At 65.5% G+C, this 22,773-nt stretch carries 23 protein-coding genes; 10 read left to right on the forward strand and 13 right to left on the reverse strand.

Annotated features, from left to right (window positions below; translation table 11 throughout):
- Nucleotides 1-96: 96 nt before the first annotated feature.
- The 6 genes from ATB98_RS08310 to ATB98_RS29460 all read right to left on the reverse strand — a co-directional run bounded on the left by ATB98_RS08310 (nt 97) and on the right by ATB98_RS29460 (nt 7,215).
- Nucleotides 97-1,056: a 2-hydroxyacid dehydrogenase gene (locus tag ATB98_RS08310; protein WP_066871825.1), complete on the reverse strand. Its 960-nt coding sequence runs from the start codon at nt 1,054-1,056 to the stop codon at nt 97-99.
- Nucleotides 1,057-1,077: 21 nt separating this feature from the next.
- Complete coding sequence (locus ATB98_RS08315; protein ID WP_066872080.1) at nt 1,078-2,706, reverse strand: ABC transporter ATP-binding protein; 1,629 nt, start codon at nt 2,704-2,706, stop codon at nt 1,078-1,080.
- Between the two features lie 8 nt (nt 2,707-2,714).
- Nucleotides 2,715-3,848: an ABC transporter permease gene (locus tag ATB98_RS08320; RefSeq protein WP_066871828.1), complete on the reverse strand. Its 1,134-nt coding sequence runs from the start codon at nt 3,846-3,848 to the stop codon at nt 2,715-2,717.
- A complete protein-coding gene (locus ATB98_RS08325) occupies nt 3,848-4,927 on the reverse strand; it encodes a microcin C ABC transporter permease YejB (RefSeq protein ID WP_066871831.1) in 1,080 nt (359 codons plus the stop codon). Before ATB98_RS08325 ends, ATB98_RS08320 begins: the two co-directional genes overlap by 1 nt.
- A gap of 177 nt (nt 4,928-5,104) precedes the next feature.
- Entirely contained in the window at nt 5,105-6,955 is a 1,851-nt protein-coding gene (locus ATB98_RS08330) for an extracellular solute-binding protein (RefSeq protein WP_066871834.1), read from the reverse strand.
- A gap of 53 nt (nt 6,956-7,008) precedes the next feature.
- A complete protein-coding gene (locus ATB98_RS29460) occupies nt 7,009-7,215 on the reverse strand; it encodes a hypothetical protein (protein ID WP_167354067.1) in 207 nt (68 codons plus the stop codon).
- Between ATB98_RS29460 and mepA the strand changes: the two genes are divergently transcribed.
- The 6 genes from mepA (at nt 7,154) to ATB98_RS08360 (ending at nt 13,400) form a co-directional block, all read left to right on the forward strand.
- A complete protein-coding gene (gene mepA / locus ATB98_RS08335; RefSeq protein WP_066871837.1) occupies nt 7,154-8,209 on the forward strand; it encodes a penicillin-insensitive murein endopeptidase in 1,056 nt (351 codons plus the stop codon). The two genes, ATB98_RS29460 and mepA, sit on opposite strands and share 62 nt — an antisense overlap.
- 252 nt (nt 8,210-8,461) lie before the next feature.
- Nucleotides 8,462-8,842 (forward strand): methylglyoxal synthase, encoded by a 381-nt coding sequence (locus ATB98_RS08340; RefSeq protein ID WP_066871840.1) that lies wholly within the window; start codon nt 8,462-8,464, stop codon nt 8,840-8,842.
- Nucleotides 8,843-8,968: 126 nt separating this feature from the next.
- On the forward strand, nt 8,969-9,988 hold the full coding sequence (locus ATB98_RS08345; protein WP_066871843.1) for a glucokinase: 1,020 nt from the start codon (nt 8,969-8,971) through the stop codon (nt 9,986-9,988).
- A 109-nt stretch (nt 9,989-10,097) separates the two neighbouring features.
- Nucleotides 10,098-11,900, forward strand: a complete 1,803-nt coding sequence (locus ATB98_RS08350; RefSeq protein WP_066871846.1) for an ABC transporter ATP-binding protein — start codon at nt 10,098-10,100, stop codon at nt 11,898-11,900.
- Between the two features lie 18 nt (nt 11,901-11,918).
- Nucleotides 11,919-12,737 carry a 4-hydroxy-tetrahydrodipicolinate reductase gene (gene dapB / locus ATB98_RS08355; RefSeq protein WP_066871849.1) on the forward strand — a complete coding sequence of 273 codons (819 nt, stop codon included), beginning with the start codon at nt 11,919-11,921 and terminating at the stop codon, nt 12,735-12,737.
- 27 nt (nt 12,738-12,764) lie between these two features.
- Nucleotides 12,765-13,400: a 2,3-bisphosphoglycerate-dependent phosphoglycerate mutase gene (locus ATB98_RS08360; protein ID WP_066871853.1), complete on the forward strand. Its 636-nt coding sequence runs from the start codon at nt 12,765-12,767 to the stop codon at nt 13,398-13,400.
- A gap of 240 nt (nt 13,401-13,640) precedes the next feature.
- On the opposite strand, the gene ATB98_RS08365 is transcribed toward ATB98_RS08360, so the two are convergent.
- Entirely contained in the window at nt 13,641-14,513 is an 873-nt protein-coding gene (locus ATB98_RS08365; RefSeq protein WP_066871855.1) for a methylated-DNA--[protein]-cysteine S-methyltransferase, read from the reverse strand.
- An 82-nt stretch (nt 14,514-14,595) separates the two neighbouring features.
- The gene (locus tag ATB98_RS08370; RefSeq protein WP_066871859.1) at nt 14,596-15,093 is read right to left on the reverse strand and encodes a DUF2244 domain-containing protein; all 498 of its coding nucleotides are present in this window, start codon (nt 15,091-15,093) and stop codon (nt 14,596-14,598) included.
- A 22-nt stretch (nt 15,094-15,115) separates the two neighbouring features.
- Here ATB98_RS08370 and nth point away from each other — a divergent pair, with 22 nt between their 5' ends.
- Nucleotides 15,116-15,871: an endonuclease III gene (gene nth / locus ATB98_RS08375; protein ID WP_066871862.1), complete on the forward strand. Its 756-nt coding sequence runs from the start codon at nt 15,116-15,118 to the stop codon at nt 15,869-15,871.
- Between the two features lie 70 nt (nt 15,872-15,941).
- On the opposite strand, the gene ATB98_RS08380 is transcribed toward nth, so the two are convergent.
- Nucleotides 15,942-16,535 (reverse strand): TetR/AcrR family transcriptional regulator, encoded by a 594-nt coding sequence (locus tag ATB98_RS08380; protein WP_066871865.1) that lies wholly within the window; start codon nt 16,533-16,535, stop codon nt 15,942-15,944.
- A 65-nt stretch (nt 16,536-16,600) separates the two neighbouring features.
- Between ATB98_RS08380 and ATB98_RS08385 the strand changes: the two genes are divergently transcribed.
- Complete coding sequence (locus tag ATB98_RS08385) at nt 16,601-17,026, forward strand: VOC family protein (RefSeq protein WP_066871868.1); 426 nt, start codon at nt 16,601-16,603, stop codon at nt 17,024-17,026.
- Nucleotides 17,027-17,104: 78 nt separating this feature from the next.
- Nucleotides 17,105-18,097: an adenosine kinase gene (locus tag ATB98_RS08390; protein ID WP_066871871.1), complete on the forward strand. Its 993-nt coding sequence runs from the start codon at nt 17,105-17,107 to the stop codon at nt 18,095-18,097.
- 209 nt (nt 18,098-18,306) lie between these two features.
- Here ATB98_RS08390 and ATB98_RS08395 read toward each other — a convergent pair whose 3' ends face one another.
- Nucleotides 18,307-18,846, reverse strand: a complete 540-nt coding sequence (locus ATB98_RS08395) for an SH3 domain-containing protein (RefSeq protein ID WP_066871874.1) — start codon at nt 18,844-18,846, stop codon at nt 18,307-18,309.
- Between the two features lie 248 nt (nt 18,847-19,094).
- Between ATB98_RS08395 and ATB98_RS08400 the strand changes: the two genes are divergently transcribed.
- Entirely contained in the window at nt 19,095-20,099 is a 1,005-nt protein-coding gene (locus ATB98_RS08400) for a 2-hydroxyacid dehydrogenase (protein ID WP_066871877.1), read from the forward strand.
- Nucleotides 20,100-20,200: 101 nt separating this feature from the next.
- On the opposite strand, the gene ATB98_RS08405 is transcribed toward ATB98_RS08400, so the two are convergent.
- The 3 genes from ATB98_RS08405 to recF are packed head-to-tail and all read right to left on the reverse strand — an operon-like array spanning nt 20,201 to nt 22,619.
- A complete protein-coding gene (locus ATB98_RS08405; protein ID WP_066871880.1) occupies nt 20,201-20,668 on the reverse strand; it encodes a GNAT family N-acetyltransferase in 468 nt (155 codons plus the stop codon).
- A gap of 8 nt (nt 20,669-20,676) precedes the next feature.
- Nucleotides 20,677-21,441, reverse strand: a complete 765-nt coding sequence (locus tag ATB98_RS08410; RefSeq protein WP_066871883.1) for a molybdopterin-synthase adenylyltransferase MoeB — start codon at nt 21,439-21,441, stop codon at nt 20,677-20,679.
- Between the two features lie 53 nt (nt 21,442-21,494).
- The gene (gene recF, locus ATB98_RS08415; RefSeq protein WP_066871886.1) at nt 21,495-22,619 is read right to left on the reverse strand and encodes a DNA replication/repair protein RecF; all 1,125 of its coding nucleotides are present in this window, start codon (nt 22,617-22,619) and stop codon (nt 21,495-21,497) included.
- Between the last annotated feature and the right edge of the window lie 154 nt (nt 22,620-22,773).

The raw sequence follows: 22,773 nt of genomic DNA on the forward strand, positions 1-22,773 counted from the left end.
CGAGGAGCAAGACCGAACCCGGCGAACAAGGAGGAACTCCTCATACGCAGGGGCTTGACGGCGAAAGCCTCATGTGAGGGGGCGGCCTGTGAAGGATCAGTAGCCGGCTATCTTGTCCACCACATGCTCCAGCGGCAGCCCGCTCTCGAACCGGCCGATCTGATGCTCGACATGGGCAAACAGCGCCTTGACGTCCGAAGCGGCGGCGACGTGCGGGGTCACGTAGACATTCGGCATGTCCCAGAAGCGGCTTTCGGGCGAGAGCGGCTCCTCTTCGAAGACGTCGAGCGAGGCGGCGGCGAGCACGCCGGAATCGAGGCAGTCGAGAATGCCGGCCTCCACCTGGCTGCCGCCGCGGCCGGCATTGATGAAGACCGGCGCGCCGAAGGGCCCCCTGCGGCTCAGCTTGGCGAAAAGGTCGGCGTTGAAGATGCCTCTCGTTTCGGCCGTCAGCGGCAGCAGGCCGACGAGGAAGTCCGTCCTTGCAAGAACTGCGTCCAGGCCGGCGGCGTCATAGGTCTCGATACCTTTGACGTCGCGCTTCGTGCGCGACCAGCCGATCACCTTGAAGCCCATCGTCGCGAGCTTGCGGGCGGCGTCCTGGCCGAGCACGCCCATGCCCATGATGCCGACGGTGACGTCGGCCGCCTCCGGCTGGATGAGGTCGCGCCACTCGTGTTTCCGCGCCAGTGCCTCATAGGCGCGGTGCTGGCGCAGATGCAGGAGGCATTGCATCACCACCCACTCGCTCATGCGCGTGGTCAGCGAGCGGTCGACGAAGCGCACCAGCGGCACCTCGGGAAGCCCCGGCAGCGTCAGCACATGGTCGACGCCGGCGCCGCCGGAAAAGACCACCTCGAGGTCCGGAGCGCGCGAAAAGAGGTCGGGGGCGGGTTTCCAGACCACCGCATAGGCGATGCCGGAAAGATCGCGTCGCTCATGCGCGGCATCGGCAAGATTGATGACCTCACGATCGGGAAAGGCGCCGGCAAGGGCCGCTTCGACCTCCTCCGGGATGAATTTCAGATCGACGATGACGGGGCTCTTGGCGGGCATGGGCAACTCGGTGTGGGGACTCTATTGACGGACGGCCGCCAGGTTGACGGCCTCGAGATTGAAGGCGGCGGCCATCAGCGCCCTCGTATAGTCTTCGGCGGGCGCGTTGAAGATGCGCTCGGCCGGACCCTGCTCGACCACCTTGCCGTGCCGCATGACGATGATCTCGTTGGCGAGCGCCCGCACGACCTTCAGGTCATGGCTGATGAACAGATAGGCGAGATTGTGCTTGCGCTGCAGGTCGCGCAAGAGATCGACCACCTGCGCCTGCACGCTCATGTCGAGCGCCGAGGTCGGCTCGTCGAGCATGACGAATTGCGGCTTCAGGACCATCGCCCGCGCGATCGCGATGCGCTGGCGCTGGCCGCCGGAGAATTCGTGCGGATAGCGCCAGCGGGTGGCCGGATCGAGCCCGACCTCCTGCAGCGCGGCGGCAACGCGGGCGTCGCGCTCGTCGTCGGAAAGCGCCCTCTCGTGGATCTTCAGGCCTTCGCCGACAATGTCGGCGATCGACATGCGGGGACTGAGGGAGCCGTAGGGATCCTGGAAGACCACCTGCATCCGGTTGCGGAGCGGCCGCATTTCCCGGAAGCTGTAGGCGTCGATGTTCTGGCCGACGAAGGCGATCCGGCCTTTGGACGAGATCAGCCGCGTCAGCGCCAGGCCGAGCGTCGTCTTGCCGGAACCGGATTCGCCGACGACGCCGAGCGTCTGGCCGGCGCGCAGCGTCAGGTCGACACCGTCGACCGCCTTCACGTGATCGACGACGCGGCGCAGGAACCCGGCCTTGATCGGGAACCAGACCTTCATCTCCTTCGCTTCGATGACGACCGGCTTCGATGCGTCCGACGGCGGCGGCTCGCCCTTGGGTTCGGCGGCAAGCAGGTGGCGCGTATAGGCGTGTTGCGGATTGGCGAAGATCTCGGCGGTCGGCCCTGCTTCGACGATCCTGCCCTTGGTCATGACGCAGACGCGGTCGGCGATCTTGCGGACGATGCCGAGGTCGTGGGTGATGAACAGCATGGACATGCCGTGCTGGTCCTTGAGCGATTTCAGGAGCTCGAGGATCTGCGCCTGCACGGTCACGTCGAGCGCCGTCGTCGGCTCGTCGGCGATCAGGAGCTCCGGCCGGTTGGCCAGCGCCATGGCGATCATCACGCGCTGGCGCTGGCCGCCGGAAAGCTGGTGCGGATAGGCGCCGAGACGCTTCTCCGCCTCGCGGATGCCGACCTGGTCGAGGAGTTCCAGCGTTCGCGCGCGGGCGGCCGCGCCCGTCACGTCCTGATGCAGTTCGAGGATCTCGCCGATCTGCTGCTCGATCGTGTGCAGCGGGTTGAGCGAGGTCATCGGCTCCTGGAAGATCATGGTGATGTCGTTGCCGCGGACGTGCCGCAACTCCTCGTCGCTCGCCTTCAACAGGTCCTTGCCGTTGAAGAAGATCTCGCCGCTTGGATGGCTCGCGGCCGGATAGGGCAGGAGCTTCAGGATCGAGTTGGCCGAGACCGACTTGCCGGAGCCCGATTCGCCGACGAGCGCGACGGTCTCGCCGCGCCTGATGTCGAAGGAAATATGGTCGACGGCGACGGAGGTTTCGCCGCCCTGATGGAAGGCGACGGAGAGATCGCGAACGGAGAGGAGGCTGTCTGTCATCGTCGCGCTCACCGGAACGTCTTTCTCGGGTCGAAGGCGTCGCGCGTCGCTTCGCCGACGAAGATCAGGAGCGACAGCATGACCGACATTGCCGTGAAGGCTGTGAGCCCCAGCCAGGGCGCCTGGAGGTTCGACTTGCCCTGGGCGATCATCTCGCCGAGCGAGGGCGATCCAGGCGGCATGCCGAAGCCGAGGAAGTCGAGCGAGGTGAGCGTGGTGATCGAGCCCGAAAGGATGAAGGGCAGGAAGGTGAGGGTGGCGACCATCGCGTTCGGCAGGAGGTGGCGGTACATGATCGTGCCGTTGCCGACGCCGAGCGCGCGGGCCGCGTTGACGTATTCGAAGTTCCGCGCCCTTAGAAATTCGGCACGGACGACGGCGACGAAGCCGACCCAGGAAAAGAGCAGCATGATGCCGAGGAGGATGAAGAAGCCGGGCGGCAGGATGGCGGCGATGATGAGCAGGATGTAAAGCACCGGCATCGACGACCAGATCTCGATGAAGCGCTGGAGAAGCAGGTCGGTCCAGCCGCCGAAATAGCCCTGCACCGCGCCGGCCGAAACGCCGATCAGCGCGGAGGCGATCGTCAGCGCCAGGCCGAACAGGACGGAGATGCGGAAGCCGTAGATCATCCGCGCCATCACGTCGCGCGCCTGGTCGTCCGTGCCGAGCCAGTTGAGGTTGCCGAGGATGCATCCGGGATCGGCGGCGCCTTTCGGATAGGCGGAGCAGCGCTCCTCCTTGCTCATCAGCCAGAAGGGCGGCGTCGGGGCCGAATGCGGGATATTGGAGTTGACAGTCTGGTAGGAATAACGGATCGGCGGCCAGATCATCCAGCCGTTCGCCTCGATCTCATCGCGGATGAAGTCGGAGCGGAAGTCGGTTTCGGCCAGGAAGCCGCCGAACTTCTCTTCCGGGTAATCGACGAGCACCGGATAGAGGATTTCGCCCTTGTAGGAGGCGATGATCGGCTTGTCGTTGGCGATGAATTCCGCGCAAAGGCTGAGGCCGAAAAGGACCAGGAAGAGCCAGAACGACCAGTAGCCGCGGCGGTTGGCCTTGAAATTCTGCCAGCGCCGCCGGCCGATCGGCGTCAGCCAGCCCTTTTCCGGGGCGCCGGCATAGGTCGCGACGGTGCTCATCAGACGTCCCTCCGCTCGAAGTCGATGCGGGGGTCGACCCAGGTATAGATGAGGTCCGAGACGAGGCTCACGAAAAGACCCATCAGCGAGAAGATGTAGAGCGTCGCGAAGACGATCGGATAGTCGCGCTTGACGACCGCGTCATAGCCGAGCCGCCCGAGCCCATCGAGGGAGAAGATGTATTCGATCAACAGCGAGCCGGTGAAGAAGGCGGAGATGAAGGCGCCGGGAAAGCCGGCGATGACGATCAGCATGGCGTTGCGGAAGACGTGGCCGTAGAGCACCCGCCGTTCGCTGAGGCCTTTCGCGCGCGCCGTCGTGACGTATTGCTTCTTGATCTCGTCGATGAAGGAGTTCTTGGTGAGCAGCGTCGTCGTCGCGAAGGCCGAGAGCAGGAGCGTGATCAGCGGCAGCGTCATGTGCCAGAAATAATCGAGGATCTTCTGCCACCAGGGCAGGTCGTAGAAATTGTCCGAGACGAGGCCGCGCAGGGGGAACCAGTCGAAGAAGGAGCCGCCGGCGAAGAGCACGATCAGCAGGATGGCGAAGAGGAAGCTCGGCACGGCATAGCCGATGACGATCACGCCGGACGTCCAGACGTCGAAGGTCGAGCCGTCGGAGACGGCCTTCTTGATGCCGAGCGGAATCGAGATGGCGTAGGAGAAGATGAGGATCCAGACCCCGAGCGAGATCGACACCGGCATCTTCTCGATGATGAGGTCGATCACCGAGGTGTTGCGGAAGAAGCTCTCGCCGAAATCGAAGCGGATATAGTTCCACATCATCGTCAGGAAGCGCTCGAGCGGCGGCTTGTCGAAGCCGAACTGCTTCTCGAGCTTGGCGATGAATTCCGGATCGAGCCCTTGAGCGCCGCGATACTGCCCGCCCTCGCCGCCCCCCTGCAGGAGATCACCGCCAGTGCCGGAAAGCCGGTCGGAGCCGGCGGCGTTGGTAAGGTCGGCGATCACCTGTTCAACCGGCCCGCCCGGCGCGAACTGCACGACGGCAAAGGAGATCGCCATGATGCCGACGATCGTCGGGATCATCAGCAGCAGCCGGCGCAGGATATAGGCACCCATCAGGCGAACCTCTGGATCGACGTGTTGCCGGCGAACCGGACCCACGAAGCGTCGGCATGCCCTTTATCGTGTTTCAATACCTGCATCTCCCGTCGGCTGCGGCCTCCGCGGAGCCTTTCGTGTTTCGTGATTCGCTTCCCGCATTTGGATTCGAGACGCCGCCCAAGCGCAAGGGCTTCATTTGGCTGCTGCCTTCGTCGACCACCAGATCGTCGGAAAACCGGTGGAATACTCGGGCAACGTCTCCGGCCGGGCAATTGTGTTCCAATAGGCTAGACGACCATATCGGGCGGTGTAACTCGGAACGACCAACTGGTAGGCAAGGAGCACACGATCGAGAGCCTTCGTTGCTGCAACGAGATCGTCGCGATCTTTGGCGAAGATGACCTTGTTGATCAAGGCATCGATTCCCGGATCGCTGATACCCGAATAGTTCTGTGAGCCCTCGCGCTTGGCGGCCTCCGAGCCCCAGTACTCGGCCTGCTCGTTGCCCGGGCTGATCGATTGTCCCCATCCAAGATAGAGGACGTCGAAATCGCGCGAACGCCATCGATTGGTGTATTGCGAAGAATCAACCGTTCGCACGGCAGCGTTGATTCCAATCTTCTTCAGGTTCTGAGTGAAGGGCAACGCGACGCGTTCGATCGTCGGTCCGTCGAGAAGTATCTCGAAACCGAATGGTTCGCCCGTCTTGACGTTGATCATCCGGTTGTCGCGCAGTTCGTAGCCGGCTTCCTTGAACAAGGCGATCGCCTTGCGCAGGTTGTCGCGCAGCTTCTTCGGATCCCCATTGACGGGATTCTTGTATTCCGTCGTGAAAACTTCAGGCGGTATCTTGTCTTTGACTTCGTTCAGGATTTCCAGTTCCCGGCCTTGGGGGAGACCGTGCGAGGCAAGCTCGGAACCGTAAAAGAAGCTGTCGATCCGCGTATACTCGTTATAGAAGATCGTGCGCTGCAGTTCCTCGAAGTCGAAGGCATAATTGATTGCCCGGCGTATGCGGATGTCCTGAAATTTCGGTCGGCGCAGATTGAAGATGAAGCCCACGAGTACGCCGCTGTCGCGATAGTCGTTCTCGAGTTTCTCGCGCTTGATGCGCCCATCCTTGACGGCTGGGAAATCGTAGGCGGTGGCCCAGCGGCGGGCCGAGTTCTCCGACCAGAAGTCGGCATTTCCCGACCGGAATGCCTCGAATGCGACGTCGAGGTCGGCGAAGTAGGTGTAGGTTATGGCGCCGAAGTTGTGGCTGCCGACATTCACGTTGAGGTCCTTGCCCCAATAATCGTCTCGCAGTTCGTAGCGCAAGGTCGAACCGGGCGAGACTCGCGTCAGCTTATAAGGCCCCGACCCCATGGGAACTTCCAACGTCGTCTTGCTGATGTCGCGCTCTTTGCCGTCGGCCGTCGTGCCTTCCCACCAATGCTTCGGCACGACCACGAGTTCGCCGACGATCCGCGGGAGTTCACGGTTGTTCTTCTCGTCGAACGTGAACGTGACTTCGCGGTCGCCCGTCTTTTCCGCCTTGATGACGTGCTGATAATAGAATTGCCGCTGCGGGTCGTGTTCCTTCGCCTTGTCGAAGCTGAAGACGACATCTTCCGGTGTCACGGGCTTCCCGTCGGCCCATTTTGCTTCGGGCCGCAGCCGGAACTTCGCGAAGGCCATGTCATCGGGAAAGGCGACCGCCTCCGCCAGCAATCCGTAATCGGTGCCGAGTTCGTCGAGAGCGCGCGTGAGCAGAGTCTCGAACACGAATGGGGTTCCGGCGGCGAGCTCACCCTTGGCGAGGAGGGGGTTCAATGTATCGAAAGTACCCATCGCGGTGAGTCGGAGCTCGCCGCCCTTGGGCGCCTCGGGATTGACGTAGTCGAACCGGGAAAAACCTTCCTCGTATTTCGGTGCGCCGAACATCGAAACGCCGTTGCGCCACTCCAAGTCCTGGCCGGCGGCGAACGAGGGAAAGAAGAGGCTCAACGCCAGCAGCGCACCGATCAGTTTGCCTTCCTTCCTTGCACTACCATGCCGCATGCCAGTCGCTTCTCCCTGCTTTAGGATGATCCTTCGGATGAGAATAGGCGAAATCAGGGCAATTGACAGGGCTTGCCCAAAATCAGGCGAAATTTTTCAGTCACATCCGGGCGAGTCGCAAGGCTGATGCAACCGCCGCGAATCAGGATAGGAGAGGGCGGCGGCTCTGGCCGCGCGTCACAGCTCGAGGGGAGTGGAATGGCATCTTTCAGGCGTGCTGCGCCAAGGCGTTGCAGTTCGGCGTTGTTGGCGCTGGTCATCGGCGCGGGCCTGCTGTCGGCGGACGCGCGTGCGGCCGACACGACGCCCGCCAAGGCGCTTTTCGGCGCCAAGGCGCTGCCCGTGCAGTCGGCCCCGACCTCCTACGGTTTTTATTCCAAGGGGTGCCTTGCCGGCGGCGTCGCCATCCCGACCGACGGGCCGACCTGGCAGGCGATGCGCCTGTCGCGCAATCGCCGCTGGGGCCATCCGGAAATGATCGCGCTGATCGAGCGCCTCTCCCATGACGCGGCCGACAAGATCGGCTGGCCGGGGCTTCTGCTCGGCGATATCTCCCAGCCGCGCGGCGGCCCGATGCTTTCCGGCCACGCCTCGCACCAGATCGGGCTCGATGCCGACATCTGGCTGACGCCGATGCCGAAGCGGACGCTGAGCTACGAGGAGCGGGAGACGATCTCCGCGACCTCGATGCTGGACAAGAGCAAGTTCCTGACGATCGACCGCTCCGTCTGGACGCCGGCGCACGCCCGGCTGATCATGCTGGCGGCGAGCTACCCTGAAGTCGAGCGCGTCTTCGTCAATCCGGCGATCAAGAAGAAGCTCTGCGACACCTGGCGCGGCGACCGCTCGGCGCTCGGCAAGGTCCGGCCGATCTATGGCCATGACTACCATTTTCATGTCCGCATCAAATGCCCGGCGGGCTCTGCCGGCTGCAAGGACCAGGCGGCGGTGCCGGCCGGCGACGGCTGCGACAAGTCGCTCGCCTGGTGGTTCACGGACGAGCCCTGGGCAAAGCCGAAAACGCCCAAAAAGCCCGTGAAGCCGAAATTCGCGACGCTTGCCGATCTGCCGAAGGCCTGCGCCGTGGTGCTGAACGGCCCGGCGGCCTCCGAACAGCAGGCGACCTACGGCACGGCCTATACTCAGCCGGCGGCAATCCCGGCCGCTGCGACCAGCGTCGAGGCCGTGATCGGCGCGGCGGAGACGCCGCTCGCAGACGTCCCGGTCCCGTCGCCGCGGCCGGCGCTGCAGTAGACCGGAAAGCCCTCGAGCGGGATGCGCTCACATGCGTTCGCGCCACCGCTCTATCACCTTGCCGACGGGACATCGGGCATCCCGTCGGCAAGGTGGCTCGCAGCAGCCCAAGGTGAAACATGATTGGATGCTGCGGTCCCGTTGCAATTTCACGACGCTCATGTATAGGGCATTCAAATCGATTTAAGTCGGTTCGGACGAGCGCGCCCAAAGCGCTCCATCGCGTCATGAACTCTTGCCGGGGGCTCCCGCATGGCAGATCGCAAATGTCTCGCCCTGATCGCCCATGATCAGAAGAAGGATGACCTTGCCGCCTTCGTTAAGGCGAACGAGGCGGTATTCGCCGGCTTGAAGATCGTCGCCACCGGAACGACCGGCGGGCGTGTCCTCGACATCTGCCCCGGGCTCGACGTCACGCGGCTGAAAAGCGGGCCGCTCGGCGGCGACCAGCAGATCGGTGCGATGATCGCGACCGGCGACGTGGACTGCCTGATCTTCTTCGTCGACCCGCTGACACCCATGCCGCACGACGTCGACGTCAAGGCGCTGATGCGGCTTGCGATCGTCTACGACATTCCGATGGCGCTCAACCGCGCCACCGCCGAAGAGTTGATCGCCTTCAGGCGCAGCTGATACACATCTACGGCGCCCCTTGCGTCCTCAAACGCGCGACGGTCGCCGCAGCACCTTGAATTGCTGCATGTTTCGCCCCTTGAGGAAACATGCAGGAGGACACCCGCGACCAGGACGGATCTTGCCATGCTCAATGCGAGTGATCAGAGCTTCCCCTTCCCGATATTGATCGGCGATATCGGCGGCACGAATGCCCGCTTCGCCTTGCTCGTCGACGCCGGTTCCGAACCGTTGCAGCTCCCGCCGATCAAGACGGGCGACTTCGCGACGATCGAGGAGGCGATGCGAAAAAGCATCCTCGACAAGACCGCCGTCGCGCCGCGTTCGGCCATCCTCGCCGTCGCCGGGCCGATCAAGGGCGACGAGATTCCGCTCACCAATGCCGGCTGGGTGATCCGGCCGAAGGACATGCTGGCAGGCCTCGGGCTCGAGGACGTGCTGGTCATCAACGATTTCGAGGCACAGGCGCTCGCCATCGCCGCGCCCGCCGACGAGGACCTCGTGCAGATCGGCGGCGGCAGCGTCCGGCCGCAGGCCTCGCGTGTCGTCCTCGGCCCCGGAACCGGGCTCGGCGTTGCCGGCCTGGTCTATGCGCAGCACACCTGGATTCCCGTGCCCGGCGAGGGCGGCCATGTCGATATCGGGCCGCGCACCGAGCGCGATTTCCGCATCTGGCCCTTCCTCGATCCGATCGAGGGGCGCATGGCGGGCGAGCAGATCCTCTGCGGCCGCGGCATCATGAATCTCTATCGCGCGGTCTGCGCCGCCGATGGCCTGGAGCCTGAGCTCAAGGATCAGGCGGAGGTGACGACAAGCGCGCTCTCGGGTGCCGATCCGGCAGCGGTCGAGACGGTGTCGCTCTTCGCAACCTATCTCGGGCGCGTTGCCGGCGACATGGCGCTCATCTTCATGGCGCGCGGCGGCGTGTTCCTCGCCGGCGGCATTTCGCAGAAGATCCTGCCGGCGCTGATGAAGCCGGAATTCCGCGCCGCCTTCGAGGACAAGGCGCCGCATTCGGCGCTGATGCGGACGATTCCGACCTTCGCCGTGATCCATCCGATGGCGGCGCTGTCCGGCCTCGCCGCCTTCGCGCGTGCGCCAAGGGCCTTCGGTGTTGCAACCGAGGGACGGCGCTGGAGAAGCTGACGCGCCGTTTACCGCAAAGACTCGCCAAAGCGGCTTCAAACCACTATAGAGCCCGACAGACGAGGCCGGGCATCCGGCTACAGGAGCGGGCTCAGGGAAGACGGGCTTATTGAACGCCAAGGATAGAAACCACCGCGCAGTCGATTCCGAAACGATCACCGGAATCCTGCGGCGCGTCATCGCCGAAAACGGCCGCGACCACATCCGGGGCTATGCCTTTGCCATCGGGTGCCTCGTGGTGGTGGCGGCAACCACGGGCTTCACCGCCTGGATCATGGAAACCGTGATCAACGAGGCCTTCGCCAACAGGCGCGCCGACATCGTATTGCTGATCTGCGTCTCGATCTTCGCCGCCTTCGTTTTGAGGGGCCTTGCGACCTACGGCCAGGCGGTCGCCCTTTCCAAGATCGGCAACAACATCGTCGCCCGTTACCAGCGGCGGCTTTACGCGCATCTGATGGCGCTCAGCGTCGGCTATTTCCACGAGCAGCGCTCGGCCCAGCTCGCCGCCAAGATCAGCCAGAACGTCGGCGGCATCCGCGACGTGCTCAACATGACGGTGACGTCGATCGCGCGTGATTTCCTGACGCTCCTCGGCCTGATCGGCGTCATGTTCAGCAAGGACTGGCTGCTGTCGCTGATCGTCTTCTTCGTCGCGCCGCCGCTGCTCCTCGGCCTGCGCTACATCTCGAAGCGCCTGCGCCTGGCAACGCGCGAGGCGGTCGAGGTGAACAGCCGCGTGCTCGGCGCGATGCAGGAGACCATCCAGGGGATCACCATCGTCAAGGCCTTCACCATGGAGGACGAGCTGCGCCGCAAGGTGGAGGCGATCATCGAGCGCGCCGAGAACCGCGCCAACCGCATCGCCCGGCTGAGCGAACGCACCGCGCCGATGACCGAGACCTTCGCGGGACTGGCGATCTCCAGCGTGCTTGCCTATGCCGCCTTCCGCACGATCTACAGCAACGTGCCGCCGGGCGCCTTCTTCGCCTTCGTGACCGCGCTGCTGATGGCCTATGACCCGGCGCGGCGCCTGGCGCGCCTGCAGGTGTCGCTCGAGCGCGCCGTCGTCAACGCCCGCATGATCTACGAGATCCTCGACACGGTGCCGCATCAGCGCGACCGTCCGGACGCCACCCAGCTGAAGCTCGGCGAGGCGACGGTCGAGCTCCGCGACGTGCGCTTCGCCTACGGCAACGGCGACGAAATCCTCAAGGGGGTGAGCTTCCGTGCCGAGGGCGGCAAGACGACGGCGCTCGTCGGCCCCTCCGGCGCCGGCAAGTCCACGATCATCAGCCTCATACCGCGCTTCTACGATCCGAGTTCGGGAGAAATCCTGATCGACGGCCAGAACATCGCCGGCGTCACCAAGCACTCGCTGCGCAACGGCCTCGCCTATGTGTCGCAGCAGCCCTATCTGTTCGAGGGTTCGATCCGCGACAATATCCGCTATGGCCGGCCGGAGGCGACCGATGCGGAAATCGAGGAAGCGGCGCGCCTTGCCTATGCCCATGATTTCATCCTGGCGCAGCCGCAGGGCTACGACACGCCGGTCGGCGAGCATGGCATCACGCTTTCGGGCGGTCAGCGCCAGCGCCTGTCGATCGCCCGCGCGCTCGTCCGCAATGCGCCGATCCTGCTTCTCGACGAGGCGACCTCGGCGCTCGACACCGAATCGGAAGCCGCCGTCCAGAAGGCGCTCGAACAGGCGATGAGCGGCCGCACCGTCATCGTCATCGCCCACCGGCTTTCCACCGTCGTCAGCGCCGACAAGATCGTCGTGATGAAGGAGGGCACCGTCGTCGAGGAGGGCACGCATGACGAGCTTGCGCGGCGACCCGACGGTCTCTACGCTCGCCTCCACAATCTCCAGGGCAGCGCGGACGTGACCGCTGACGCCGAAATCCTGTAAGAACGAGGAATTGCGAGGATGAGCGAAACGGACATGAAGCTCGTGGTGGTCGGTGCGGCCGGTCGGATGGGCCAGACGCTGATCAGGACCATCCACGGCATGGCCGGCGTACGCCTCCACGCCGCGGTCGGGCGGCCCGGTTCGCCCTTCATCGGCCGCGACGCCGGTGACCTCGCCGGTCTTGGACCGATCGGCGTTCCCGTCACCGACAAGCCGCTCGAAGCCTTCCTGGATGCAGAGGGCGTGCTCGATTTCACCTCGCCGGCAAGCTCGGTCGAATTCGCCGGCCTTGCCGCACAGGCGCGCATCGTCCACGTCGTCGGTAGCACCGGGTGGTCGGCGGACGAAGAGGCGAAGATCCTGGCCGCCGCCCGCCATGCCCGCATCGTCAAGTCGGGCAATATGAGCCTCGGCGTCAACCTGCTCGGCGTTCTGGCGGAAAAGGCGGCGCGCGCGCTGCCGGCCGCCGGCTGGGACATCGAGATCCTGGAAATGCACCACAAGCACAAGGTCGACGCGCCCTCCGGCACGGCGCTGCTCCTCGGCGAGGCGGCGGCGAAGGGCCGCGGCATCGAACTTGCCGCCCATTCCGTGCGGGTGCGCGACGGCCATACCGGCGCGCGCCCCGAAGGGGCGATCGGCTTTGCGACGCTGCGCGGCGGCTCGGTCATCGGCGAGCACTCGGTGATGCTCGCGGGCGAGGGCGAGACAGTGACGCTCTCGCACAGCGCCACCGACCGCTCGATCTTCGCGCGCGGCGCCGTCGCCGCAGCCCTCTGGGGCCGCGGCCAGAAGCCGGGCTTCTACTCCATGCTCGATGTTCTCGGGCTCAACTGACACGTAAAACTTCAAGAGGAAATCGAAATGAGCGGCACCCTCGTCCTCGTCCGGCACGGCCAGAGCGAATGGAACCTGAAGAACCTCTTCACCGGCTGGCGCGACCCCGACCTTACCGAACTCGGCATCGAAGAGGCGAAGGCCGGCGGCAAGGCGCTCGCCGAATACGGCATCAAGTTCGACATCGCCTTCACCTCCGCCCTTGTGCGCGCCCAGCGCACCTGCCAGCTCGTGCTCGATGCCGTCGGCCAGTCCTCGCTGGCGACGATCCGTGATGAGGCGCTCAACGAGCGCGACTACGGCGACCTCTCCGGTCTCAACAAGGACGATGCCCGGGCGAAATGGGGCGAGGAGCAGGTCCATGTCTGGCGCCGCTCCTATGATGTGCCGCCGCCCGGCGGCGAAAGCCTGCGCGACACCGGCGCGCGCGTCTGGCCCTATTATCTCACCGACATCCTGCCGCGCGTGCTCTCCGGCGAGAAGGTTCTGGTCGCCGCCCACGGCAATTCGCTGCGCTCGCTCGTCATGGTGCTCGACCGCCTGACCAAGGAGCAGATCCTCAAGCTCAACCTCGCGACCGGCGTGCCGATGGTCTACAAGCTGAACGCGGATTCGACGGTCGCCTCGAAGGAAGTGCTCGGCGACATGTCGGCCGCGCATTGAGTCGACGAAACTCTATGAGGGTCGAGGGATCACCCCTCCCCAACCCCTCCCCACAAGGGGGAGGGGCTTGGCCGCGGCGCCGTCTCGCCTGATCCGACATCTCGGCAATTGGCGACGGCTCGGTTCAGGTGGGGAGGGTGCAGCACGGGAGTCCCTCCCCCTTGTGGGGAGGGGTTGGGGAGGGGTAGCAACCGTCCCCAGGTTGCGCCCGGCTGCGAGGAGGCGGTCATTGCGGCTTTCTCACGCCTTCCCCGCTTCCCAGCCGAGGATCGCGCGTTTGCGCGTCAAACCCCAGTGATAGCCCGTCAGGTCGCCGCTCTTGCCGAGGGCGCGGTGGCAGGGGACGACGAAGGAGATCGGGTTGCGCCCGACCGCCGCGCCGACGGCGCGCGAGGCCGTCGGCTGGCCGATCTCTTCGGCGATCCTCGAATAGGTCGTGGCCTTGCCGAGGGGCACGTGGAGCAGCGCCTGCCAGACCCGGACCTGGAAATCCGAGCCGATCAGGAAGATCCTCAGCGGTTCCTCCGCCGACCAGCGGTCCGGGTCGAAGATGCGGGCGGCGTAGCGCGCCGTCGCGGCGCTGTCCTCCACGTAAAGCGCGTTCGGCCAGCGGCCGGCCATGTCCTCGAAGCTCGCGCGCTCTTCGCCCGGATCGGCGAAGGCGAGGCCGGCGAGGCCGCGATCGGTCACCATGACCAGCGCCGTGCCGAAGGGCGAAGGATGGAAGCCGTAGCGGATGGTGAGGCCGGCGCCGCGCGCCTTCCATTCGCCGGGCGACATCGCCTCGTGGGTGACGAAAAGGTCGTGCAGTCGTCCGGGGCCAGACAATCCGACCTCGATGCTCGTCTCGAGCAACGGCATGTCCTCCTGGCGCAGCAGCCGCTTGGCATGGTCGAGCGTCACCGCCTGCAGGAACGCCTTGGGCGAAAGTCCCGCCCAGCGGGTGAAGACCTTCTGCAATTGCGTCGGCGGCTGGCCGAGCCGCCTGGCGAGCGCCTCGAGCGACGGCTGGTCGCGATAGTTCTCGGTGAGCGCCTCGATCACGCACCTGACGGTGTCGTAATCGGTGCCTTTCGGGGTGATGTCGGTCTGAATGGATGTAGCGACGTTCATGATCATCTCCTCATGCCCGAGATAATCATGCGCCGGTCCTGATAACCACCCGATTCTTGTCGACGAACCGGGAGGCGAGGGCTCAGCGCGATCGTGCGGTCGCGAGTGCCCGGGCAAAGGCGGCGGCGAAGGTCTCGCGGTCGTCGTAGTTGAGAAACGAGCCGATCTCGGTGTGGCCGCCGCCGCCGCTGATCCGCATCGAGACGATGCCGATCTCCTGGTGGCGCCTGATGCTGAAGCGCGCCCAGAAGGGATTGAAGCGATGCTCGATCATTCGTCCCGACGGCGCGAACTTCTTCACCGACACGTCGGTGCGCGAAACGCTGACCTCCTCGCGGGCGCGGCCCGCCTGGTAGTTGAGCCAGAAGGCGCCGACGAGCAGGACGAAATCGATCCCGAAGAAGAACACGATCGGCCAGGCGCCGATCACCAGGAAAACGAAGATGTGCACGAGGCTCAGCGCGCCGGCGATCAGGAGCAGGATCCTGAAGCCCCTCCACCCGAGCGAACGGTAGGGCGTGAGTTCGGCCGCGAAGATCGGCTCGTCGTTGATGGTTGGCTCGGCGTTGCCTTCGGTCATGACCCATGACTATAGATGCGGCATGAAAAACGTGAAACTCAAATCGCTGCCGGGATCGTCGAAACCGAAGGCTGCCGCGAAGCGCAGCGCCTACGGCCCTGCCGAGGTAGAGGAGATTTTCCGCCGCTTCTCCGTGCAGCGGCCGGAGCCGAGGGGCGAGCTCGAGCACGTCAATCCGTTCACGCTGGTGGTCGCGGTCGCGCTTTCGGCACAGGCGACCGATGTCGGCGTCAACAAGGCGACGCGGCCGCTCTTTGCCGTCGCCGACACGCCGGAAAAGATGCTGGCGCTCGGCGAGGACAGGCTTCGCGACTTTATCAAGACGATCGGCCTTTATCGCAACAAGGCGAAGAACGTCATCGCGCTGTCCGAGAAGCTGATCACCGACTTCGGCGGCGAGGTGCCGCGCACGCGCGAGGAGCTGATGACGCTTCCGGGCGTCGGGCGGAAGACCGCCAACGTCGTCCTGCAGATGGCCTTCGGCCAGGCGGCGATCGCCGTCGACACGCATATCTTCCGCATCGCCAACCGCATCCGGCTCGCGCCCGGGAAGACACCGGACGAGGTCGAGGCGAAGCTGATGCGCGTCATCCCGAAGCACTATCTCTATCATGCCCATCATTGGCTGATCCTGCATGGCCGCTACGTGTGCAAGGCGCGCCGGCCGGAATGCGAGCGCTGCGTCATCGCCGACCTCTGCAAATCGCCGGAGAAAACCTGCGACATTCCGGCGCCGCTCGTCGAATTGCCGCCGCAGGTCGTTCCGGTGGCCGGCTAGACGGGTTTTGCAGTCGGGTGGAATCACCTGACGTCGCAAAAATGCAGATGGCGCCTCGCGTGAGCGCGCTTCACGGAGCGATCAGGCGATCGATCAGCCTGTCTATGGCGTAGGCATAGTCGGCGCGGGCGGCGCCGGCATCGATCTCGAGTGCTGCGCGATCGAAGGCGGCCGACAACAGGAAGGCCATAGCCTTCACCGCCTTTTCCTCGAGGCGATGCGGAGCCATGGCGGCGGTCAGTCCCTCCTCGAGCGTTCTGCGCCCATGCGCGGCGTCGATCAGCGCCATCTCGGTGACGCCGAGCACCGCCGGCCCGTCTAGCAGCAGCAGGCGCACCCTGCCCGGAACCGCCATGGCGTCGAAATAGGCGGCCGCGCCTGCGAGCAGCGCCTCATGTGGCCCAAGGTTTTCGCCCGCGGATTGTTCGATGAGCGCCGCGACCTCGCGCGCCTCTCTGTCGATGACGGCCCGAAACAACGCCTTCTTGTCCGCGAAATGGTGATAGAGGGCGCCGCGGGTAAGGCCGACCGCAGCGACGATCTCCGGCGTTGCCGTATCGGCATAGCCTTTCGCGACGAAAAGCGCGCGTGCCGCCTCGATGATCGCGGCCCGGGTGGCGTCGGAGCGCTCCTGGTTCGAGCGTCTGGTTTTTCCTTGTTGCATACATACAGCCTGTATGTTAGTTAGGTACATACAGATTGTATGTTACTCAGCGACGGAGAGGAAGCGTGAAATCGACCAGCTATTACCCGGTCCTCACGACCGACAACGTGCCGGCGACGGCAGATTTCTACGTGAGACACCTTCGCTTCGAGCCGCTCTTCACGAGCGATTGGTACATCCACCTTCAGTCGACGGAGGACGAGCACGTGACGCTCGCCATCCTCGACTACCGGCACGAGACGGTACCGGAAGCGCAGCGGGCGCCGGTCCGCGGCGTCATCCTGAATTTCGAAGTGGAGGATCCCGACCGTATCCATGCCGAGATGCGCGCCGCGGGCCTGCCCATCCTCAAGCCCATCTGTGACGAGGCCTTCGGCCAGCGTCATTTCATCACGGCCGATCCGAACGGCGTGCTGATCGACATCATCAAGCCGATCCCGCCGAATGCCGAGTTCGCCGCCGGCTACGACGCGAGCGCGCTGCCGACGTGATCGTCGTTCACGTCTTCCAAATGGCCGGAAAACCGCTATTAACCAATACCGGCCATTAAAGGAAACCGGACGGAGCCCATGACGAAATTCGACGTACTGACGATCGGCAATGCGATCGTCGACATCATTGCGCGCTGCGATGACAGCTTTCTCACGGAAAACGGCATCATCAAGGGCGCGATGAACCTGATCGATGCGGAACGGGCGGAGCTTCTCTATGCGCGCATGGGTCCGGCGGTCGAGGCTTCCGGCGGCAGCGCCGGCAACACGGCGGCCGGCGTCGCGAACCTCGGCGGACGAGCCGCCTATTTCGGCAAGGTCGCCGACGACCAGCTCGGCGAAATCTTCACCCACGACATCCGCGCCCAGGGCGTCCACTTCCAGACGCGGCCGCTCGACGGAACGCCGCCGACGGCGCGCTCGATGATCTTCGTCACCGAGGACGGCGAGCGCTCGATGAACACCTATCTCGGCGCCTGTGTCGAGCTCGGTCCGGAGGATGTCGAGGACGACGTCGTCGCCCAGTCCAGGGTCACCTATTTCGAAGGCTATCTGTGGGACCCGCCGCGCGCCAAGGACGCGATCCGCGCGGCGGCGCATATCGCCCATCGTCATGGCCGCGAGACCGCGATGACGCTTTCCGACAGTTTCTGCGTGCACCGTTACCGCGGCGAGTTCCTCGAGCTCATGCGTTCGGGCATCGTCGACATCGTCTTCGCCAACCGGCAGGAGGCGCTCGCGCTCTATGAGACCGAGGACTTCGACCGCGCGCTCGACCTGCTTTCGAGGGATTGCAAGCTTGCCGCCGTCACGCTGAGCGAGCACGGCTCGGTCGTGGTGCGCGGCGGCGAGCGCGTGCGCGTCGGGGCGAGTGCGATCGAGCAGGTGGTCGACACCACCGGCGCCGGCGATCTCTATGCCGCCGGCTTCCTCTTCGGCTATACGGCCGGCCGCTCGCTCGAGGATTGCAGCCGTCTCGGCAACCTCGCCGCCGGCATCGTGATCGGCCAGATCGGCCCGCGCCCGCTGATATCGCTCGCCAAGGCCGCCCGCGAGGCCGGGCTCGTCTGATGGATTGCCCTGTGGCGCCGCTCTGCAGGCAGCGGCGGGTGGCAGGAATGCACCTGACCCTGGCCCTCACCCCGCACGAGAGGGGGCTGAGACGGCGCCGCTTGCCCCTTCGCCCCGCTTGCGGGGAGCAGGTGGCCGGCAGGCCGGATGAGGGACGGACGCGAGCGATAACCTGAAATTTTCTTGGAATTCGTCGGCCACGCGCCGCCCTACTTGAAGGCCTCGCCCGGATAGGCGCCCCAGATCTCGCCCTGGGCGATCCAGCCTTCCACCCCTTGTGTCTCGGCATGGCACCAGTCGCCGTTGCATTCGCCGACATGGAGCAGCACGCCCGGTTCCATCCGCGCGACGATCGGCGCCGTCGCCTGCGGATCGCGGCGCATGTTGACGAAAATGCCCTCGCCCTTGCCGCGCATCCATGGGGCGGCGAGCGCCGTGCGGTCGCCGGAGAGAAGCGCCTGGTTGACCCAGCCTTCCGTGCCGTCGGCGTCGCGGATCCGCCGCCAATTGTCGTATTCCTGGATGATCTCGACCGGGACGCCGGACTTGAGATAGCGGAAGGCCACCGCATAATCGAGGCTCGGGCCGATTCGCAGGTTGACGCTCCGCGACTTCAGGCTGACGAAGCGGGGCAGCGGCAGGCCGCTCGGCCCCTTGGCCGCCTGGGCATGGGCGGCGGAGGTCATCACCGCCGTTCCGAGGAAGGCGGCCAGCAACAATGCAGAGGCTTTGGAAATGATGTGACGCATGACGAAGCCCGTTTTCCGTTCGTAAGCAAGGCTTTGCGGTAAGCCGGGAGCGGCATGAGGACAAGTGTCTGCGGCTTCCGCCCGCATCCGCTCCGGCCTCCTGGTCAGCCGCGCCGCGCCGCAAATCCTTGACCCCGGACAGCGACTTTCAATTGTCTTCCCCACCGGGTCTGGTAGAAAATGCGGCTATAGGGAGAAACTATCGCCCAACTTGGTTAAGGACCCGTCAACGAGGGCCGTTCACAGGCATGACAAGCAAGAAGAAACCAACGGTCTACATCACCCGGAAGCTGCCGGATGTGGTCGAAACCAGGATGCGCGAGCTCTTCGACGCGGAACTGAACATCGACGACACGCCGCGCAGCCAGCCGGAACTCGTCGCCGCGGTCAAGCGGGCCGACGTGCTCGTGCCGACGGTGACGGACCGGATCGACGCCGCGCTGATCGAGCAGGCGGGGCCGCAGCTGAAGCTCATTGCGGCCTTCTCCAACGGCGTCGACAACATCGACGTCGATGCGGCCGCCCGCAAGGGCATCACCGTCACCAACACGCCGAACGTGCTGACGGAGGACACCGCCGACATGACCATGGCGCTGATTCTCGCCGTGCCGCGCCGGCTCGCAGAGGGTGCGCAGGTGCTGACCGACCGCAAGGGCGAATGGGCCGGCTGGTCGCCGACCTGGATGCTCGGACGGCGCATCGCGGGAAAACGGATAGGCATCGTCGGCATGGGGCGGATCGGCACGGCCGTGGCGCGCCGGGCCAAGGCCTTCGGCCTCTCCATCCATTATCACAACCGCCATCGCGTCAAACCCGAGACCGAGGAAATGCTGGAGGCGACCTATTGGGACAGCCTCGACCAGATGCTCGCCCGCGTCGACATCGTTTCCGTCAACTGCCCGTCGACGCCGGCGACCTATCATCTGATCTCCGCCCGGCGGCTGGCGCTGATGCGTCCCGACAGCTACATCGTCAACACCGCACGCGGCGACGTCATCGACGAGGCCGCACTGATCAAATGCCTGCGGGAGGGCAAGATCGCCGGCGCCGGCCTCGACGTCTTCGAGAACGAGCCGGCCGTCAACCCGAAGCTGATCAAGCTCGCCAACGAGGGCAAGGTCGTGCTCCTGCCGCACATGAGCTCGGCGACGCTCGAAGGCCGCATCGACATGGGCGAGAAGGTGGTGATCAACATCCGCACCTTCTTCGACGGCCACCGCCCGCCCGACCGGGTGCTGCCGGGGCGGGATTAGCAATCGGGGGAGCATTGCTTTCGAAAGCCCTCCCCACCCCTCCCCCTTTTGAGGTTGGGAGGGGCCTTGGTGGGGAGGCGTGAGGAAGGGGTCTCTCGCCGTCAGAGGACTTTCCGCATCTCGATCGAGGTCGCGCGCGTGAAGCCGGGATGGGCGGAGCGGCTGGTCTCGACGAAGCCCCATGCGGCGAAGGTGGCGTGGTTCTCGGTGAGCTCGATGCGCGTCTGCAGTCTCAGCGCCGGCAGCTTCAGTCGCCGCGCCGTCTCTTCGGCGGCGGCAAGGAGCGTGCGGCCGACGCCCTTGCCCTGGAAGCCGGAGGCGACGGCGAGCTTGCCGATATAGAGACAGTCCGGCTCTGGCTTGCAGAAGACGCAGCCGAGCAGGTCGTCCTCGGCGAGGACGGCGAAAGCGACTTCGTCCTGCACCTTCTGCCGCAGCGACGCGACGGTCAGCGCATGCGCCGAGGAGGGCGGATCGATCCGGCCGTCCATATAGGCGAAGGACGAGCGGATGAGCGTGAGAAGCTCTTCGTAGCGCTCGAAACGGCCGTCGATGCGTATGGTCTCCATGGGTACCCTCAGCGGTTGCCGCGCCGGTAGCGGATCGTGTTGAACTGGCAGGTGAGCGCGTCGTAGAGCAGCAGGCGGCCGACGAGCGGCTCGCCGATGCCGGTGACGAGCTTGATCGCCTCCATCGCCTGCAGCGTGCCGATGACGCCGGTGAGCGCACCGATGATGCCGGCTTCGGCGCAGCTCGGGACGGCGCCGGGCGGGGGCGGCGAGGGAAAGAGGTCGCGGTAGGAGGGGTTGGGATGTCCCTCGGCATCGGTCTCGTAGGGCTTCAACACGGTGAGCGATCCGTCGAAGCGGCCGACGGCGCCGGTGACGAGCGGAACCGCAGCGGTCTCGGCCGTGTCGGCCGCGAGATAGCGCGTCTCGAAATTGTCCGAGCCGTCGACGACGAGGTCGTAGGCCTTGAAGATCGCCTCGGCATTGTCGGCTCCGAGCCTCACCGCATGGGTCACCACCTGCACATGCGGATTGAGGGCGTCGATGGCGGCAGCCGCGCTCTCCACCTTCGGCCGGCCGATATCCCGGGTGGCGTGGATGACCTGGCGCTGCAGGTTCGACAGCGAGACGGTATCGTCGTCGACGATGCCGAGCGTGCCAACGCCGGCGGCGGCGAGATATTGAAGCGCCGGCGCGCCGAGGCCGCCGGCGCCGATGACGAGCACGCGCGCGGCCTTGAGCCTCTGCTGCCCGGGGCCGCCGATTTCCGGCAGCACGATGTGGCGCGCATAGCGCGCGATTTCGTCAGCGGCGAGGGGGGCAGCGGTCGTCATCGGCGTCTCCGTCTGTTCTTTGCGGCTCCGCGAAGCGAGGCGCAAGCGGGATGTCACCCCGAAACGCAGCCGTTTGCAACGGTCAGGTAATGTCCGCGCTCGCCGAGCGCGTCGAACATCGCCCGGTCGGTTCCGGTCATGAAGGCCTGTCCGCCGAGCGCGTCGACGAGGTCGAAGAGGGCGGCGCGCCGCCCCTGGTCGAGATGGGCGGCGATTTCGTCGAGGAGCAGCACCGGCGCGTGGCCGGTCATGTCGCCGACGAGCCGGGCATGGGCGAGCACGAGGCCGACGAGCAGCGCCTTCTGTTCGCCGGTCGAGCAGCGCTCGGCTTCCATGTCCTTCTCCCGGTGGCGGATCAGGAGGTCGCTGCGGTGCGGCCCGTCGAGCGTGCGGCCGGCGGCGGCGTCGCGGGCGCGGCCTTCGGCGAGCATGGCGAGGTAACGCTCCTCGAGGTCGTAGGCCGGCAGGCCCGGGCAGTCGTCGAGGAAGCCGGCGATCGACAGGCGGGCGGACGGAAATGTCCCGTCGCCCTGGCTTCGTTCCACCAACGCCGTGAGCAGGCCGAGCATTTCCTGGCGGGCGAGCGCCATCGACACGCCGAGCCCGGCCATTTCGCGCTCGATCGCCGAGAGCCAGGCGGGATCGGGCCGAAAGTCGGATAGCAGCCGGTTGCGGCTGCGCATGGCGCGGTCGAATTCGCCGGCGCGCCGGCCGTGTTCGGGATCGAGCGAGAGCACCAGCCGGTCGAGAAAGCGCCGGCGGTCGGCGGAAGGACCGGTGAAGAGCCCGTCCATCGCCGGCGTCAGCCAGAGCACCCTGAGGTGGTCGGTCAACTCGTCGACGGTGCGCGCCGGCGTGCCGTTGAGCCTCAGCCGGCGCGATTGGCCCTCCTCCGTCCCTTGCGTTCCCGTGCCGATCTCCACCGGACCTTCCATGCCGTCGACGACGGCAAAGACGGAAAAGCCGTCCGCGGCGCCGACGCGGGCGACATCCGCATAGGCGGCGCGCCGCAGGCCGCGGCCTGGCGAGAGGAAGGAGACCGCCTCCATCAGGTTGGTCTTGCCCGCGCCGTTCTCGCCGGTCAGCACCACATGGCGCTGGTCAAGCTCGAGCGAAAGCGCCGCGTAATTGCGGAAATCATTGAGTTTCAGCCGGGTGAGAAAGACCTTGTGGGGCATTGCGGGTCCGAATTCGACGTTGCTGTCAGGTAGGACGAAAGCCGGGCCAAGGCAAGGCGAAACGGTCGTTCCGATCCGGTGGGCCGATCGGTCGCGACAAGGCTCTCGCCCCCTCATCCGCCTGCCGGCACCTTCTCCCCGCAGGCGGGGCGAA

Source organism: Sinorhizobium saheli (genome assembly GCF_001651875.1).
Lineage (GTDB): Bacteria > Pseudomonadota > Alphaproteobacteria > Rhizobiales > Rhizobiaceae > Sinorhizobium > Sinorhizobium saheli.

Coding starts and splice junctions, on each gene's coding strand:
- ATB98_RS08345 (WP_066871843.1), top strand. CDS start 8,969: ATGCTCAATGCGAGTGATCAGAGCTTCCCCTTCCCGATATTGATCGGC.
- ATB98_RS08395 (WP_066871874.1), bottom strand. CDS start 18,846: ATGCGTCACATCATTTCCAAAGCCTCTGCATTGTTGCTGGCCGCCTTC.
- ATB98_RS08315 (WP_066872080.1), bottom strand. CDS start 2,706: ATGACAGACAGCCTCCTCTCCGTTCGCGATCTCTCCGTCGCCTTCCAT.
- recF (WP_066871886.1), bottom strand. CDS start 22,619: ATGCCCCACAAGGTCTTTCTCACCCGGCTGAAACTCAATGATTTCCGC.
- ATB98_RS08340 (WP_066871840.1), top strand. CDS start 8,462: ATGGCAGATCGCAAATGTCTCGCCCTGATCGCCCATGATCAGAAGAAG.
- ATB98_RS08310 (WP_066871825.1), bottom strand. CDS start 1,056: ATGCCCGCCAAGAGCCCCGTCATCGTCGATCTGAAATTCATCCCGGAG.
- ATB98_RS08370 (WP_066871859.1), bottom strand. CDS start 15,093: ATGACCGAAGGCAACGCCGAGCCAACCATCAACGACGAGCCGATCTTC.
- nth (WP_066871862.1), top strand. CDS start 15,116: ATGAAAAACGTGAAACTCAAATCGCTGCCGGGATCGTCGAAACCGAAG.
- ATB98_RS08405 (WP_066871880.1), bottom strand. CDS start 20,668: ATGGAGACCATACGCATCGACGGCCGTTTCGAGCGCTACGAAGAGCTT.
- ATB98_RS08360 (WP_066871853.1), top strand. CDS start 12,765: ATGAGCGGCACCCTCGTCCTCGTCCGGCACGGCCAGAGCGAATGGAAC.
- ATB98_RS08410 (WP_066871883.1), bottom strand. CDS start 21,441: ATGACGACCGCTGCCCCCCTCGCCGCTGACGAAATCGCGCGCTATGCG.
- ATB98_RS29460 (WP_167354067.1), bottom strand. CDS start 7,215: ATGACCAGCGCCAACAACGCCGAACTGCAACGCCTTGGCGCAGCACGC.
- dapB (WP_066871849.1), top strand. CDS start 11,919: ATGAGCGAAACGGACATGAAGCTCGTGGTGGTCGGTGCGGCCGGTCGG.
- ATB98_RS08325 (WP_066871831.1), bottom strand. CDS start 4,927: ATGGGTGCCTATATCCTGCGCCGGCTGCTGCTGATGATCCCGACGATC.
- mepA (WP_066871837.1), top strand. CDS start 7,154: ATGGCATCTTTCAGGCGTGCTGCGCCAAGGCGTTGCAGTTCGGCGTTG.
- ATB98_RS08400 (WP_066871877.1), top strand. CDS start 19,095: ATGACAAGCAAGAAGAAACCAACGGTCTACATCACCCGGAAGCTGCCG.
- ATB98_RS08365 (WP_066871855.1), bottom strand. CDS start 14,513: ATGAACGTCGCTACATCCATTCAGACCGACATCACCCCGAAAGGCACC.
- ATB98_RS08390 (WP_066871871.1), top strand. CDS start 17,105: ATGACGAAATTCGACGTACTGACGATCGGCAATGCGATCGTCGACATC.
- ATB98_RS08380 (WP_066871865.1), bottom strand. CDS start 16,535: ATGCAACAAGGAAAAACCAGACGCTCGAACCAGGAGCGCTCCGACGCC.
- ATB98_RS08320 (WP_066871828.1), bottom strand. CDS start 3,848: ATGAGCACCGTCGCGACCTATGCCGGCGCCCCGGAAAAGGGCTGGCTG.
- ATB98_RS08330 (WP_066871834.1), bottom strand. CDS start 6,955: ATGCGGCATGGTAGTGCAAGGAAGGAAGGCAAACTGATCGGTGCGCTG.